The 17,077-nt window shown below is 70.5% G+C and carries 1 protein-coding gene; it reads left to right on the forward strand.

What is annotated here, in order from left to right; genetic code table 11:
• Positions 1-3: 3 nt before the first annotated feature.
• Entirely contained in the window at positions 4-16,983 is a 16,980-nt protein-coding gene (locus ACQHI0_RS32160) for an amino acid adenylation domain-containing protein (protein ID WP_427905472.1), read from the forward strand.
• The last annotated feature ends 94 nt before the right edge of the window (positions 16,984-17,077 follow it).

The following is a 17,077-nucleotide window of genomic DNA, read 5'->3' on the forward strand; positions in this document are numbered from 1 at the left end:
GGTGTGCATGACCGGGCAACGGCAAGTCGACTCCGTCGATCGGATGGAACTGTCGTGACCCGGGCGACCCGGGCGTCCGGCGCCCGTGCCCGGCAGCGCGGGAAGTCGCTGCCGCAACTGCTGTCCGTGGCGGTGGAGTCCAATCCCGGTGGGCTCGCGCTGTCGTGGGACGACGGTGTCTCCGCGCCGGTGCGCTGGACCTACGCCGAGCTCGACGAACGATCCAACCGGCTGGCGCGGCTGCTGATCGCCCGTGGTGTCGGTCCCGAGGACGTGGTGGCCGTCGGCATCCCGCGTTCGCCGGAATCGGTGTTGGCGATGTGGGCGGTGGCCAAGGCGGGCGCGGCGTTCCTGCCGGTCGACCCGAACTATCCGGCTGCCCGGGTGCGCCACATGCTCGACGATTCCGGCGCGGTGCTCGGTGTGGCGGTCGGTGCGGCGATGGACCGGCTGCCCGGTGCGCTCGAGTGGTTGTGCCTCGATGACGCGAGCGTGCGGCGCGCCACCGACGATCAGTCCGGCGACCCGGTGACCTTCGCCGACCGGGTGCGCACGCTGCGGCTGCAGCACCCCGCGTACGTGGTGTATACCTCCGGCTCAACGGGCTTGCCCAAGGGCGTGGTGGTCACGCACGCCGGGCTGGCCGGCTACTGCGCCGAGCAGCGCGCGCACTACGGGATCGAACCGTCGTCGCGGACTCTGCATTTCGCGTCGCCGTCCTTCGACGGCGCCGTGCTCGAACTGCTGATGGCGGTGGGCGCAGGGGCCGCGATGGTGCTGGTGCCCGCGGGCGTGCTCGGCGGCGCCGAGCTGGCCGAGGTGCTGCGCCGGGAAGCCGTCACGCACATGTTCATCACCACGGCCGCGCTGGCCTCACTCGATCCGGCCGGTCTCGACGCGCTGGCCGTGGTCACGACCGGTGGCGAGGCGTGCCCACCGGATCTGATCCGGCGCTGGGCCACCGATTCGCGCCGGTTCCACGACTGCTACGGGCCGACCGAGACCACCATCGTGACGAATATCAGCGCACCGCTGGTGGTCGGCGACACGATGAACATCGGGGCCCCGCTGCGTGGGGTGACCGAGTACGTGCTCGACGAGCGCCTGGTCCGGGTGCCCGACGGGATGATCGGCGAGCTGTACATCGCGGGTAACGGGCTGGCGCGCGGGTATCACCGGCAGCCGGGATTGACCGCGTCGCGCTTCGTGGTCGATCCCTTCGCGGGGGCCGACGGGCGGATGTACCGCACCGGCGACCTGGTACGTCGCCGGGTCGACGGCGCGATCGAGTTCGTGGGGCGCAACGACTTCCAGGTGAAGGTGCGCGGGTTCCGGATCGAGCTGGGTGAGATCGACACCGTGCTCACCGCGCACGACACCGTCGACTTCGCGGTGACCCTCGGCCATGAACTCGACAACGGCACCACGATTCTCGCCGCGTACGTGCATGCGACGCCCGGTGCGCTGATCGACACCGACGCGCTGTTCGCGCACGCCAGAGCGGGCCTGCCCGCGCACATGGTGCCGACCGCGCTGACCGTGCTCGACACCATTCCGCTGACTCCCGTCGGCAAGCTCGACCGGGCCGCGCTGCCCGCGCCGACGTTGCGCGCCGAGGAATTCCGGGCGCCGACGGGTGCGATGGAAGAGCTTGTGGCGCAGATCTTCACCGAGCTCCTCGCCCCGGAGAACCCGGTCGGCGCCGATGACGACTTCTTCGCGCTCGGCGGCAATTCGCTGCTCGCGACTCAGGCGGCGGCTCGGCTCGGTGCGGAGCTCTCGGCGCGGGTGCCCGCTGGTCATCTGTTCGAAAGCCCCACTGTCGCTGGGCTTGCCGCGCTGCTCGAACCGTTGAAGGGGTCAGGCGGGCAGGCGCCGCTGACACCGCGTGGCCGACCCGAGCTGATCCCGCTCTCGCCCGCGCAGCAGCGGATGTGGTTCCTCAACCAATTCGATCCGAGTTCCACGGCCGAGACGATCCCGTTCGCGCTTCGCCTGTCCGGGCCGTTCGACGCTCGCGCGCTGCACGCGGCGTTGTCGGATCTGGTGGGGCGCCACGAATCCCTGCGCACGTGGTACCCGGTCTACAACGCTGACGAGGCGCGCGCTGACGGTGACGGCGCGGTGGTCGACGGTGTCGGCCACCAGGTGGTGTTGCCGATGGCCGACGCGGTGCCCGACGTGCTGGTCGACTCGCTCACCGAGGACGAATTACCGCTGTGGCTGGGGGAATTCGCGAGCACCGGCTTCGATGTCGCCGCGGGCGTGCCGTTCCGGGTGGCGCTGGCCGAGCTCGGACCGCACGATCACGTGCTCGCCGTGGCCCTGCACCACATCACCGCCGACGGCGCCTCGGTGGCACCGCTGCTGCGCGACCTGCTCGGTGCCTACCTGGCTCGCCGCAACCGTTCGCGGCCGAGGTGGCAGCCGCTGCCGGTGCAGTACGCCGACTACACACTGTGGCATCGCGAGCTGCTCGGTGCCGAAACCGACCCGGATTCGGTGGCCGCCGCGCAGATCTCGCACTGGCGTACGGCGCTGGCCGGCCTGCCCGACCGGCTCGACCTGCCCACCGATCGCCCTCGCCCACCCGTATTCACCGGTCGCGGAGCCGAATTCGGCTTCCAGATCCCGGCAGCGGTGCACGGCGCGGTCGCCGCGCTCGCCCAGCGCAGCGGCACCTCCGAATTCATGGTCGTGCACGCGGCTTTCGCGGTGCTGCTGGGTCGGATCGCGCACACCGACGACATCGCCATCGGCACCCCGGTGGCCGGGCGCGGTGCCCGCGAGCTCGACGACCTGATCGGCATGTTCGTCAACACGCTGGTCCTGCGCTCGCAGCTCGACCCGCGCGCGAGCTTCGCCGAATTGCTGCGCGCGACCAAACGTGCCGACCTCGCCGCCTTCGCCCACGCGGATCTGCCGTTCGAGCGGCTGGTCGAGCTGCTCGATCCGGTGCGTTCGCAGGCGCATCACCCGCTGTTCCAGGTGGCCCTGTTCTTCCAGAATCTCGATCTGCCGAGCCTGCGACTACCCGGCCTCGACGCCACGCCGGTCGAATTCGACGGTGCGGTGGCACGTTTCGATCTGCAGCTCACGATCGTGCCCGGCGCCGATCCGACCGAACCGATGGCCGCGTCGTTCAACTACGCCACCGATCTGTTCGATCCCGACACCGTCGAGACCATGGCGGCCCGGTTCACGCGGTTGCTCGAGGCGGTCGCCGCCGACGCCGATGTCGCGATCGGCGAGATCGATCTACTCACCGAGGTCGAGCGCGCGCAGACCCTGGTGCGCTGGAACGACACCCGGCATCCGGTGGCGCCGGAACCGGTGCTCGAGGCGTATCGCCGTGCGGTGCAGATGCATCCGGACGCCACCGCGCTGGTCTTCGAGGACACCGAGCTGACCTATCGGCAGTTCGACGATCGGGTGAACACGCTCGCGCGGGTGCTGATCGAGGCGGGCGTCGGGCCGGAAAGCCTGGTCGGCCTCGCGATCCGGCGCTCGCCCGAATTGGTGATCGGCATGTACGCGGTGCTCGCCGCGGGCGGCGCCGCTGTGCCGCTCGACCCGGATCATCCGGCCGAGCGCATCGCCTACATCCTCGACACCGCCCGGCCCGCCTGTGTGCTGAGCACCCGCGCCGATGCCGTCGCGGTCCCGCACGGCACCTCGTTGTTGTTGCTCGATGAGCTCGATCTCGCTGGGGTACAGGGTGATCCGGTGCTCGCGCCGGAATTGCGGGTACCGCTGCGCCCCGAAAACCCGGCGTACGTCATCTTCACCTCGGGGTCCACCGGCAAGCCCAAGGGTGTCGCGATCTCGCACGCCGCCATCGGCAACCAGCTGGTCTGGATGCTGGCGAAATACCCACTGGCACTGGGTGATGTGTACCTGCAGAAGACGGCAACCACCTTCGACGTGTCGCTGTGGGGCTACTTCATGCCGCTGCGGGTCGGCGCGAAACTGGTGCTCGCCACCCCGGACGGCCACCGCGACCCCGCGTATCTGATCGACCTGATCGCGCGGCACTCGGTGACCGTCACGGACTTCGTCCCGTCGATGCTCACGGTGTTCGCGGCGCAAGCAGCAGCGGGCAGCGGCGCGTCCGTTGCCCCCGACGGGCCGTCCGGGCCGGGTGCTGTCATCGCGTCCGGGGGAGACGGTCACCACGCCGGGCTGGCGTCGCTGCGCGAGATCTTCGTGATCGGGGAGGCGCTGCCCGCGGAGACCGTCGATGCCATGGCCGCGGTGAGCTCGGCCCGGTTGCACAACCTGTACGGGCCGACCGAGGCGGCCGTCTCGGTGACCTACTGGCCCGCTCGTCCGGGTGAGCGCTCGGTGCCGATCGGCCTGCCGCAGTGGAACACTCGCGTATACGTCCTGGACGAGCGGCTGCGACCCGTGCCGCCAGGTATCGCGGGTGAGTTGTATCTCGCGGGCGACCAGCTCGCCCGCGGGTACGTCGCCCGGCCCGGCCTGAGCGCCGATCGCTTCGTCGCTGACCCCTTCGCCGCAGCGGCTTCCGTCAGCGGATCAGCTGATGGTGGCGTGGCCGACGGAGCAAGCGGCGGGCCCGTGGTGGGCGCGCGCATGTATCGCACCGGTGACCTGGTGGTGTGGCGTCAGCCCAGCTCGAACGCACCCCACCGGCTGGACTACCTGGGGCGCATCGACTTCCAGGTGAAGTTCCGTGGTCAGCGGATCGAGCTCGGGGAGATCGAGACCGCGCTGTTGGCACACGAAACCGTCAGCCAGGCAGTGGCATTGGTGGCGTCGACCGAGCTCGGTGACCAGCTGGTCGCCTATGTGGTGCCCGCTCCCGGCTATGCCGCTGTGCCGGACCGGCTCCAGGCGACTGTCTCGAAAACCCTGCCGGCCTACATGGTTCCGGCCTCGATCACCGTGCTCGACGCGTTGCCGCTCAACCCCAGCGGCAAACTCGACCGCAAGGCGCTCCCGTCGCCGAGCTTCACGACCCGGGCCTTCCGTGCGCCGGGCACCGCGCAGGAGCGGCTCGTCGCCGGCCTGTTCGGGGAAGTGCTCGGCCGCACCGACATCGGCGCCGACGACGACTTCTTCGCCCTCGGCGGCAACTCGCTGATCGCCACCCGCCTGGTCGCCCGCCTCGGTGCCGCCACCGGCGGTCGAGTCGCCGTACGCACCCTCTTCGAGACACCCACCGTCGCGGGACTCGCCGCCGCCCTCGACCCCGATGCGGCGGCCGAACCGACCAGCGGTCTCGGCACCCTGCCTCGCCCCGCCGAGCTGCCCCTCTCGCCCGCCCAGCGCCGCATGTGGTTCCTCAACCGCTTCGACCAGGGCGCCGAAGACGGAGCCGCCGCCTACAACCTCCCCTTCGCCCTCCGCCTGACCGGCACCCTCGACGTCCCCGCCCTCACCGCGGCCCTGCGCGACGTGCTGGCCCGGCACGAGGTCCTGCGCACGATCTACCCCGACACCACGAACGGCCCGATCCAGCAGATCCTGCCGGCCGACGAGGTGGATCTCGACCTCGCTGTGTACCGGGTGGGCACGGCCGCCGACGGCGCCTCGGGCACCGCGACCGGGCTGATCGAGCAGGTGCGCGCACTCGCGTCGACCGCGTTCGATGTGACCACCGAGGTTCCGCTGCGGGTTCGGCTGCTCGACGTCACCGGGAACGCGCCGGACGCACCCACCGAATACGTGCTCGCCGTGGTGGTGCACCACATCGCCGCTGACGCCTCCTCGATGGTGCCGCTCGTACGCGACGTGACCACCGCCTACCTGGCCCGCGCCGCCGGGCACGCCCCGGATTGGGCCGCACTGCCGGTGCAGTACGCCGACTACGCGTTGTGGCAGCTGGACCGGCTCGGCACGGAAGACCAGCCGGATTCGGCTGCTGCCCAACAGCTCTCGTACTGGCGGTCCGAACTCGCCGACCTGCCGGATCTGCTCGAGTTGCCCACCGACTACCCGCGCCCAGCCCTCGCCTCACTCGCCGGTGGGCGAGTGCCGGTGCGCATCGACGCGCAGACCCACGCGGCGCTCGCGCGGATCGCGCGCGAGCGTGGCGCGACCGTGTTCATGGTGTTGCACACCGCCTTCGCGGTGCTGCTGGCCAGGCTGTCGGGTGCCGCCGACGTGGCGGTGGGCACCCCGGTCGCCGGGCGCGGTGAGCGTGAACTCGACGATCTGATCGGCATGTTCGTCAACACCGTCGTCCTGCGCACACGCTATGACGGTGGGTCGACATTCGACGAGCTGCTCGCCGCCCAGCGCACCAGCGATCTGGCCGCGTTCGCCGCCGCCGACGTGCCGTTCGAGCGACTCGTCGATGTCCTCGATCCACCGCGCTCCACCGCCCGTCATCCGCTCTTCCAGGTGGGCCTTTCCTTCCAGAATGTCGACCGCGCCGAACTGGAGCTGCCCGGGCTGCGGATCGCGCCGGTTTCCACGGAACTCGCTGTGTCGCAATTCGATCTGCATCTGATCGTCGGAGACGGTTACGACGCGGCCGGGGCACCCGCGGGCATCGAGGGCTTCTTCACCTACGCCACCGATCTTTTCGACGCCTCGACGGTGGCCACCTTCGCGGACCGGCTGGAGCTGCTGCTCGCCGCGTTCGTGCGCGAGCCGTCCGTGGTGGTCGGCGATGTCGACCTGCGTACCCCCGCTGAGCTCGCGGCCGAAATCGTCAGCGGTGCGGCGGATCTGGCAGTGCCCGGTGGCACGCTCGCCGACCTGCCGCTGGTCGCTCGGCCCGACGCCATCGCGCTCGTCGCGGATCTGCCCGAGGGTCGTCTGGAGCTCACCTACGCCGAGTTCGACGCGCGGGTGAACAGGCTCGCGCGCCACTTGATCTCGATCGGTGTCGGACCCGAGTCGCTGGTCGCGATCGCCCTGCCGCGTTCGATCGATCTCGTCGTCGCCATGTTCGCGGTGACCCGCTCCGGCGGCGCCTACGTGCCCATCGACCCCGATCAGCCCGCCGACCGCACCGACTACATCCTGCACACGGCCGCCCCGATCTGTGTGCTCACCAGCGGTTTCCGCACCGATGCCGCGCCGGTGGTGCGGGTCGACCACCCGGTGATCGCCTCCGCCGACCCCGGCCCGATCACCGATGCCGATCGCCGTGCGCCGCTGCACCCGGAGAACACCGCCTACGTCATCTTCACCTCCGGCTCCACCGGTCGCCCCAAGGGCGTCGCGGTGCCGCACGTGGCTGTGATGAACCAGTTGCACTGGCTACGAGCCGAATTCGGTACTGACGCCGCCGATGTCTTCCTGCTGAAGACCCCCGCCACCTTCGACCTGTCGGTCTGGGAATTCTGGTCCGCCGCCGTCTGCGGTGGCCGCCTGGTGATCGCCGCCCCCGACGGCCACCGCGACCCCGCCTATCTGGACGCCCTCATCGCCGACGCCGGCGTCACCACGCTCACCGCCGTGCCGTCTCTGCTCGACGCGCTCTCGGGTTACTGGGAGTCGTACGCGCACAACGACTACAGCGCCGCCGCACCCCGCATCGTCGCGTTGACCCGCATCCTCGCGATCGGTGAAGCGCTGCCCGCCGCGCTGGCCCAACGCCTGCTGAAGGCGTTGCCCGAAACCAGGATCGACAACCTCTACGGTCCCACCGAGGCAGCCGTCTCCATCACCGACCACCGCGTCACCACCGCCGACGTGCTGACCGTGCCGATCGGTGCCCCTGAATGGAACAGCCGCGTCTATGTCCTCGACGAGCGTCTGCGCCCCGTCGCCCCCGGCATCAGGGGTGAGCTGTACCTCGGTGGTATCCAGCTCGCGCGCGGATACCTCCGCAAGGCCGCCCTGACCGCCGAACGCTTCCTCGCCGATCCCTTCGAACCCGGTGCCCGTATGTACCGCACCGGCGACCTGGTGGCCCGCACCGCAATGTCGGCCGCTCCGGTAGCAGGTGCGTCCGGTGAGCTGATCTACCTGGGCCGCAGTGACTTCCAGGTGAAGGTCCGTGGTTTCCGGGTCGAGCCCGGTGAGGTCGAAGCTGTTCTGCTCGGGCTGCCGGGGGTGAGCCAGGCCGCCGTGCTGGCCCGCACCGACGCCCACTTCGGTGATCGGCTGGTCGCCTATGTGGTCGGCGCCGATCTCGATGCCGCGCAGTTGAAGTCCGTGCTCAAGGAAAAGCTGCCGACCTATCTGGTGCCCGACGCCTTCGTTGTCCTCGACGAACTGCCGTATACCGTCAACGGGAAGCTGGATCGAAAGGCGTTGCCCGCGCCGGTCTTCGAGGCCGCCAGCTTCCGTGCCCCAGCGACGCCCACCGAGCAGGCGGTCGCGGAGGTCTACGGCGAGATCCTCGGCGTAGCCTCGGTCGGCGCCGACGACGACTTCTTCGCCCTCGGCGGCAACTCGCTACTCGCCACCAGGGCCGCGGCCCGGATCGGTACCGCGCTCGATCGCGCGGTCGGCGTTCGCCTGCTGTTCGAAGCACCGACGGTGGCCGATCTCGCCCTGCGCGTGCACCGATCGGACGAGGCCACCGCGCCCCGGCTGCTCGCCGGACCGCGCCCGCAGCGGGTGCCGTTGTCGCTGGCACAGCAGCGGATGTGGCTGCTCAACCAACTCGACCCCGACGCCACCGTCTACAACATCCCGGCCGCGATCCGCCTCAGCGGTGCACTCGACGTGCCCGCGCTCGGCCTCGCGGTAGCCGACCTGTTCGCCCGTCACGAAGTACTGCGTACCCGCTACCCGGCGCATGCGGACGTGCCGTTCCAAGATGTCCTCGCGCCCGACGCGATGCACGTCGATCTGACGCCGGTGCCGGTCACTGCCGACACCCTCGCCGACGAGGTGCGCCAGATCGTTGCCACCGGTTTCGATGTCACCGCCGAGCCGCCGGTCCGGTTGCGACTGCTGCGACTCGGCGCCGACGACCACGTCGTGGTGTTCGTCGCCCACCACATCAGCGCGGACGGTTTCTCCATGGGGCCGCTCACCCGCGACCTCGTTCTCGCCTACACCGCGCGCACGGCAGGGTCCACGCCCGGTTGGCCGCCGCTGCCGCTGCAATACGCGGATTACGCGGTGTGGCAGCGAGACTCACTCGGCGACGAGTCGGACCCGGCCTCCACGGCCGCCGCCCAGCTGGCTTACTGGCACGACGAACTCGCCGGTCTGCCCGAGGAGATCGCGCTCCCCGCCGACCGCCCGCGCCCGACGGTGCAGTCGTTCGCCGGCGCCACCAGCACCTTCACGATCGACGCCGCACTGCACGCCGAGCTCGCCGGGCTGGCCCGCGCGCAGGGTGCCACGGTGTTCATGGTCGTGCAGGCCGCGCTCGCGGTGCTGCTGGCCAGGCTCAGCGGTACCGACGATGTCGCCATCGGGACCCCGATCGCGGGACGTGGTGCCCGTGAGCTCGACGACCTGGTCGGCATGTTCGTCAACACCCTGGTGCTGCGCAGCCGGATCACCGAGAGCGCACCGTTCACCGCCCTGCTGGCGCAGACCCGCGACACCGATCTGCGCGCCTTCGCCCACGCCGACGTCCCGTTCGAGCGGGTGGTCGAGGCGGTCCAGCCCGCCAGATCGGCGGGTCGGCATCCGCTGTTCCAGGTGGCGCTGTCGTTCGAGAACCTCGCCCCGGTCGCCTTCGAGCTGCCCGCGATCACGGTGGGCGCGCTGGACGCCCGCACCGCTGAGGCCAAGTTCGACCTGTTGCTCACTGTGCGCGAGCAGCCGGACAACGGCGGCATGCACGCCGAATTCACCTATGCCACAGATCTGTTCGACGCGACGACCGTGCGGAGCTTCGGCGAGCGGTTCACCCGCCTGCTCGCCGCGGTAGCCGCCGACCCCGACCTCGCCGTCGGCGATATCGCCCTGCTCGACCCCGCCGAGTTCCGCGCGCAAACCACCTTCGCGGGCCCGGCGGCCGAGCCCGCACGCACCCTCGCCCAGTTGCTGGACGATGCGGTGCGGGCCAATCCGACCGGCATCGCCCTGCGCGGCGACGGTCGCGGATTCACCTACACTGAGCTCGACGCCGCCGCCAACCAGCTGGCCCGCGGCCTCATCGCCCGCGGTGCGGGCCCGGAAGCCGCTGTCGCCGTGGCGATTCGGCGGTCGGTCGAATCGGTGCTCGCGGTCTGGGCGATCGCCCGCACCGGCGCGGTGATCGTGCCGATCGACCCGGCCTACCCCGCCGAGCGGATCAGTCACATGGTCGCCGACTCGGGTGCCGTCTTCGGCATCACCCTCGCCGCCGAACTCGCCGGGCTGCCCGAACTGCCCGGCGACGGGGGCTGGGTCGCACTCGACGATCGCGCATTCACCGCCGAAATCGCCGGGTGCGCGACCGTGAGCCTGCGCGAAATCGAACTACTCGCACCGCCGAGCACCGGCAACGCGGCGTACATGATCTATACCTCCGGCTCGACCGGCGTACCCAAGGGCGTCGTCGTCACCCACGCCGGACTCGCCAACTTCTGCGCCGAGCAGAAACAGCGCTACCACCTCGACTCCGACACGCGCGCACTGGCTTTCGCCTCCCCGTCGTTCGACGCTTCCATGCTGGAGCTGCTGCTCGCCATCGGTGGCGCCGGCACCCTCGTGGTGGCGCCGACCGGGTATGTCGGTGGGACCGAACTCGCCGAACTGATCCGCACCGAGGGCGTGACCCACACCTTCCTGACCCCGTCGGTCCTCGCCACCTTGGATCCCGACGGCGTCCCTGGCCTGCGCGCCCTGATCGTCGGCGGCGAACACGTCCCCGCCGACCTGGCCGCACGCTGGAACACGTTGCCCCAGCGGCACTTCCACAATGGTTACGGCCCCACCGAGACCACCGTCATGACCACCATCAGCGACGCACTGCACCCCGGCGACCCCGTCCACATGGGCGGCCCGATCCGCGGCATCCGCGCCCTGATCCTCGACGAACGCCTCCGCCCCGTCCCCGAAGGGGTCACCGGCGAGCTCTACCTCGGCGGAATCCAGCTCGCCCGCGGCTACCACCAGCGCCCCGCCCTGACCGCGTCCCGCTTCGTCGCGGACCCCTTCGCCGCCGAGATCGGCGACGGCGGCGCCCGGCTCTACCGCACGGGCGACCTCGTCCGCCGCCGCGCTGATGTCCTGGAGTTCCAGGGCCGCAACGACTTCCAGGTCAAGATCCGTGGTCTGCGGATCGAACTCGGCGAGATCGACGCCGTGCTGGCCGCCGCGCCAGGTGTCTCCTGGGTCGCCACGCTCGGCCGCGACAACGGCTCCGGTTCGACCATGCTCGTGTCCTATGTCATGGCCGAGCAGGGCCGCCACCTCGATACCGCCGAACTCACCGCGCTCGCCGCGCAGGTGCTGCCCGGCTACATGGTGCCCGCCGCGATCGTCGTCCTCGACGAGATTCCGCTGACCCCCGCGGGCAAGCTGGACCGGCGCGCGCTGCCGGACCCGGTCACCGCCCGCCGCGATTACCGCCCGCCTCGCACCAGCGCCGAGAAGACCGTCGCGCGGGTGATCGCCGACGTGCTCGGCCGTGACCGGGTCGGCCTCGACGACGACTTCTTCGCCCTCGGCGGCGACAGCATCACCGCCATCCAGGTGGTGTCGCGGGCCGGGTCGGCCGGCGTGGTCCTGCGGCCGCGTGATCTGTTCGACGCGCGCACCGTCATCGCGCTCGCCGACCGTGCCGAGGTGACCGTGGCACCGAGTGCCCCGTCCGCCTCGCTCCCGCTCACCGCGACCGCCGCCCAGCTCATCGAAGCGGGGGAGACCGCGGTCGAACCGCGTGCCGTGCTGCTCGAGGTACCGGCCGACTGCCCGGACCAGGCCGTCGCCGCCGCCGCGACCGCGGTGATGAACCAGCACCCGATGCTCTGGGCGCTGCTCGACCGCACCGGCGACACCCCGGTGCTGCGCATCCCGCCGCCCGAAGAACGCATCGGCGGCGCGTTCCGCAGGCTCGACACCGAAGACGGTGAGTCCTCACTGCCGGTCGACGACATCGTCGCCGCGGCCGCCGCCGCGCTCGACCCGGACGAGGGTCGCAATATCCACTTCATCCTCACCGGCGACGCCGAGCACTCGGCGACTCTGGTCGTCGTCGCGAATGCTCTCGTCCTGGACGAGAATTCGTGGCGCGCCGTGGTCGACCAGCTGACCTCGGCCTGGAGCCGCGGCCGCCACGCCGCACCCGCCGCGCCGGATGCCGGACTCGGTGACCTGGTGCGCAGACTCGCCGACTACCCGTCCACCGCCCCCGCGCGCACCGAACGCGAATACTGGCATCGCGCGATCCGTTCCAGGGCAGGCGAATCCGCCGATCTGCACCAGCGCAACCGGGTCTCGCTGAGCATCACCGGTGAGGGCACCACCGCGGTCCGCACGGTCGCCGAGGCCTACCGCGCCACCGTCGACGAGGTGCTGCTCACCGCCGCCGCGCTGGCCCTGCACACCGCGGCCGACACCGCCGTCGCGCGGGCGATCGGCACGGTGGTGCGGCTGCGCGCCGATCAGCGTCTGCTCGGCCGATCCGATGCCGAGAACGTCGTCGGTGGGTTCACCACCGACTATCCGCTCGCGCTGCGCCTGGATGGCATCGACGTCGCCGACGCGCTCGTCGGCGGTCCCGCCGCGGGAACGGCCCTGGCCCAGATCAAGGAACTGCGCCGCGCGGTCCCCGCCCACGGCGCCGGTTTCGGCCTGCTCCGCTACCTCGACGCCGAGACCTCCGACAGCGTCCGCACCCTGGATCGCGGCCGGTTCGCGGTCCGTCTGCGTGACCTGCGCCCCGCGCGCGTGCACACCGATGTCGCCACCGACGACCTGGCATTGGTACTCACCGTCGACGCCACCGACGACGGCCTGGTCGCCCGGTTCGACTACGCCACCGCCGTACTCACCGCGGACGCCGTCAAAACCTTCGCCGAACACTGGATCCGCGCGCTCGGCGGTCTCGCCGAACACGGATTGCAGCCCGGTGCGGGCGGATTCACGCCGTCGGACTTCCCGCTGGTGCGTCTCGGCCAGACCGAACTGACCCGCCTGGTCCGCCGCTACCCGCTGCTCAGCGACGTGTGGCCGGTGACCCCACTGCAATCGGGGATGCTGTTCCACGCCCTGCTCGCGGAGAACTCGGTCGACCCCTACATCACCCAGTTCGTCCTCGACCTCGATCTGTCCGTGGACGTCGAGCGCCTGCACGAGGCTGCGCAGGCCGTGCTCGACCGGCACGACAACCTGCGCGTCGCCTTCGCCACCGACGCCGCGGGCACCCCGCTGCAGGTCGTGCTCGACGACATCGACGTGCCGTGGCAGGTCATCGACGCCGACAATGCCGCCTACCAGCGCATTCGCGCTGCCGACCTGGCGGCGCACTTCGACATGACGGCAGCCCCGCTGCTGCGGTTCACCATGGTGCGCACCGCGGAGACCGCGCACCTGCTCGTCACCAGCCATCACATCCTGATCGACGGCTGGTCGACCCCGCTGCTGCTGCAGGAACTGCTCACCGCGTACGTGGTCGGCGGTCGGAGCAGGCGCCTGCCGAAGGTCGCGCCCTATCGCGACTACCTGGCCTGGCTCGTCGACCAGGATCTCGAAGCCGCCAGGACGGCCTGGCGCACCGCGCTCACCGGCCTGGCCGAGCCCACTCCGCTCGCGCCCGTCGACCAGGGCCGTGAGATCGCCACGGGCACCGGCGAAACCGGCTTCGCGCTCTCCCCGGCCGATACCACCGCACTGAGCGAGCTCGCCGCGAGCCTCGGCGTCACGGTGAACACCGTCGTCCAGGCGGCATGGGGTCTGCTCATCGCCCGGCTGGTCGACCGCGACGACGTGGTGTTCGGCGCCACCGTGTCCGGCAGGCCCGCCGAGCTCGACGGTGTGGAGCGGATGGTCGGACTGTTCCTCAACGCGATTCCCATCCGCGTGCGCGTGCATCCCGGCGATACCGTCGCCGAGCTGCTGCGCAGACTGCAGGACGACCAGGCCGCGCTGCTCGATCACCACTACCTGGGTCTCGGCGAGATCCAGGAGATCGCGGGCATCGACGCGCTGTTCGATTCGCTCGTCGTGTTCGAGTCGTTCCCGGTCGACCGCGCGGGACTGGCGCAGGCCGCGTCCGGATCGGCCGCGGTCACCGGGATGGACGCCGCCAACGGCACCCACTACCCGCTGACCGTGCAGGTGGTCGCCGACGGGCAGCTGCGGGTATCGGTGAAGTACCTGCGCGATGTGTTCGGCGAGGACACCGCGAACGCGCTGGCACAACGCTTTTCGATGCTGCTCGCCCGTTTCACCACCAGCCCGCGGGCCAGGCTCGCCGAGATCGATGTCCTGCTGGCGGAAGAGCGCGCGACCGTCGCGGCGATCAACGCCACCGACGCCCCCGAACTGCTCGACGACGCGACCCTGCTGTCATTGTTCGACGCGCAGGTCAAGCGCACACCGCACGCCACCGCGCTGATCGACGGTGAAACCACCTATACCTACGCGGAATTCGACGAACGGGCACGAAAGTTCGCCACCGCGCTTCGAGCACGGGGCGCCCGGCCGGAGACGCTCGTCGCGGTGGCGATGCGGCGCGGAATCGACCTGGTGACGGCGATCTACGCGGTGCTGCGGACCGGGGCGGCCTACGTTCCGGTCGACCCGGACCATCCGGCCGAACGGACCGAGCGGGTACTGGCCGCCGCCGCTCCGATCTGTGTGCTCGCCGCCGCCGGATTCACGACCACTTCGGACATCCCGGTCGTCGAAACAGCCGCTGTCAGTGACGACGTAGTGGATCTCGAGCTGCCGAAGGCAGGCAATCTCGCCTACGTCATCCACACCTCCGGGTCCACCGGAAAGCCCAAGGGCGTCATGCTGACCCACCGGCAACTGGTCAACCAGTTCCGCTGGGCACAGCGCACCTACCCGCTCGGCCCCGGCGACGTGGTGCTGCACAAGACCCCGGTCACCTTCGACATCTCCACCTGGGAGTTGCTGTGGCCGTTGCACACCGGCGCCACCGTGGTGATCGCCGCCCCCGACGGCCACCGCGACCCGGCCTACCTGGCCGAGGTGATCACCGAACGCGCAGTCACCACAGTGCATTTCGTACCGTCGATGCTCGATGCCTTCCTCGCCGAGCGCTGCGACGGCGAATTCCCCTCGCTACGACGGGTCTTCGCCGCGGGTGAGGCGCTGTCGTCCGCGTCCGCTCGCCGGTTCGCTCAGGTGCTGCCCACGGCGACGCTGGTCAACTGGTACGGGCCCGCCGAGGCCACCGTGGCGACCGCGGAGGTTGTCGAAGCTGGTGCCGCCGTTGGTGTTCCGATCGGCACTCCGGTCGCCAACACGCGAGTGCACGTGCTCGATCGTCACCTACGGCCGGTACCGCCCGGCACCGCGGGGGAGTTGTACCTGGAAGGTGTGCAGCTGGCTCGCGGCTACCTCGGCGCTCCGACTCTCACCGCCGAACGTTTCGTCGCCCACCCGGGCGGTGGCAGGCTGTACCGCACCGGTGACGTTGTCCGCTGGACGGCCGCCGAGAGCCTGGAATACCTGGGTCGCAGCGACTTCCAGGTGAAACTGCGCGGGCAGCGCATCGAACTCGGCGAAGTCGAGGCCGTCCTGCGCGACCATCACAGTGTCCGCCACGCTGCCGTCGCGCTCGTTCACGGTCCGACGGGAGATCGCCTGGTCGGCTACGTGGTACCTACCGAGGCGCCGGACGAGGAAGCTCGAGCGGCCGGCTACTCGATCGAAAGCGGCACCGCCACTGCCGGTTTCGATCAAGCCGTGTTGCTCGCCCATGCCAGGGCGGCGCTCCCGTCGTACATGGTGCCCGCGACCCTGGTGACGCTGAAGTCCTTGCCGCTCAACGCCAGCGGCAAGCTCGATCGCAAGGCACTCCCCGTACCCGCCTTCACCACCCGCGCCTACCGCCCGCCGACCACACCGTTGCAGCGCGCCGTCGCCGAGGTCTACGCGGAGGTGCTCGGCGCGGGCAAGGTCGGCCTCGACGACGACTTCTTCGAACTGGGCGGCAACTCCCTGGTCGCCACCAAAGCCATCAGCCGCCTGCGCACCAGGGTCGGCGCCGAGGTGCGAGTGCAGTGGTTCTTCACCGATGCCACGGTGGCCGCGCTGGCCGACCGGATCGACGCCACCCAGTCCGCCGCCGGCGACTACGACCTCACCTCCGATCTCGAATCCGACGACGCCCTCGGCGTCCTGCTCGCCATTCGCAATCGGGTGCCGCACGGCACCGAGGCGGGCGGTGCGCTGTTCTGCATCCACCCGATGTACGGCCTCTCCTGGTGCTATGCCGGTCTGGCGCAATACATTCCGGCGCGACGGCCGATCTTCGGCCTGCAGTCACCCGCGCTGAGCGAGGCGGGCTACCTGCCGGGCACGCTCGCCGAGATGGCGCGCCGCTACGCCACCGAGATCAGGACCCAGCAGCCGCACGGCCCGTACCGGCTGATGGGCTGGTCGCTGGGCGGTGTGCTCGCCCATGCCGTCGCCACCGAATTGCAGGCGGCGGGGGAGCGGGTGTCGCTGCTGGCGATGCTGGATTCGCACCCCGATATCGACGTCCCCGATTTCCACACGGCGGTCCGCGACGCGCTCGCCGAACTCGGTGTCGACATCAGCGCCGCGCTGCCCGCCGCGGGCGTGCGCGAACTCAGCGAGGACGGACTGGCCGCGCTGCACGCGATCATCCCCGCCAACATGGCCGTGCTGACTCCTGAACGGGTGCGCCGGATCTATCGCAGCGCGGTGCGCTCGGCGGAGTTGATCGCCGAGCATCGGCCCGCGGTGTTCCGCGGCAGGCTCGAGTACTTCAGTGCGCTCGGACACGAGGCGGCGGCGGCGAATTGGGCTCCGTATGTCGACGGCGCGGTGCGTGATCGACCGGTCGCGGTGGTGCATGATCAGATGACCTCGCCGCAGGCATTGGCGGAGATCGGGCCGCGGCTGGCCGAACTGCTCGACGCCGGCGACCGCGAGGCCGGGGCGCGGTGACGAATACGCCCGGAGGCGTGGTGACACAACGCCGGGGCGCGATGACATCAACGGTGCCCGTGAGGCATGATGTGACCGCGCTGTTGTAACGATT

It is taken from the genome of Nocardia sp. FBN12 (assembly GCF_050320175.1).
Taxonomy (GTDB): domain Bacteria; phylum Actinomycetota; class Actinomycetes; order Mycobacteriales; family Mycobacteriaceae; genus Nocardia.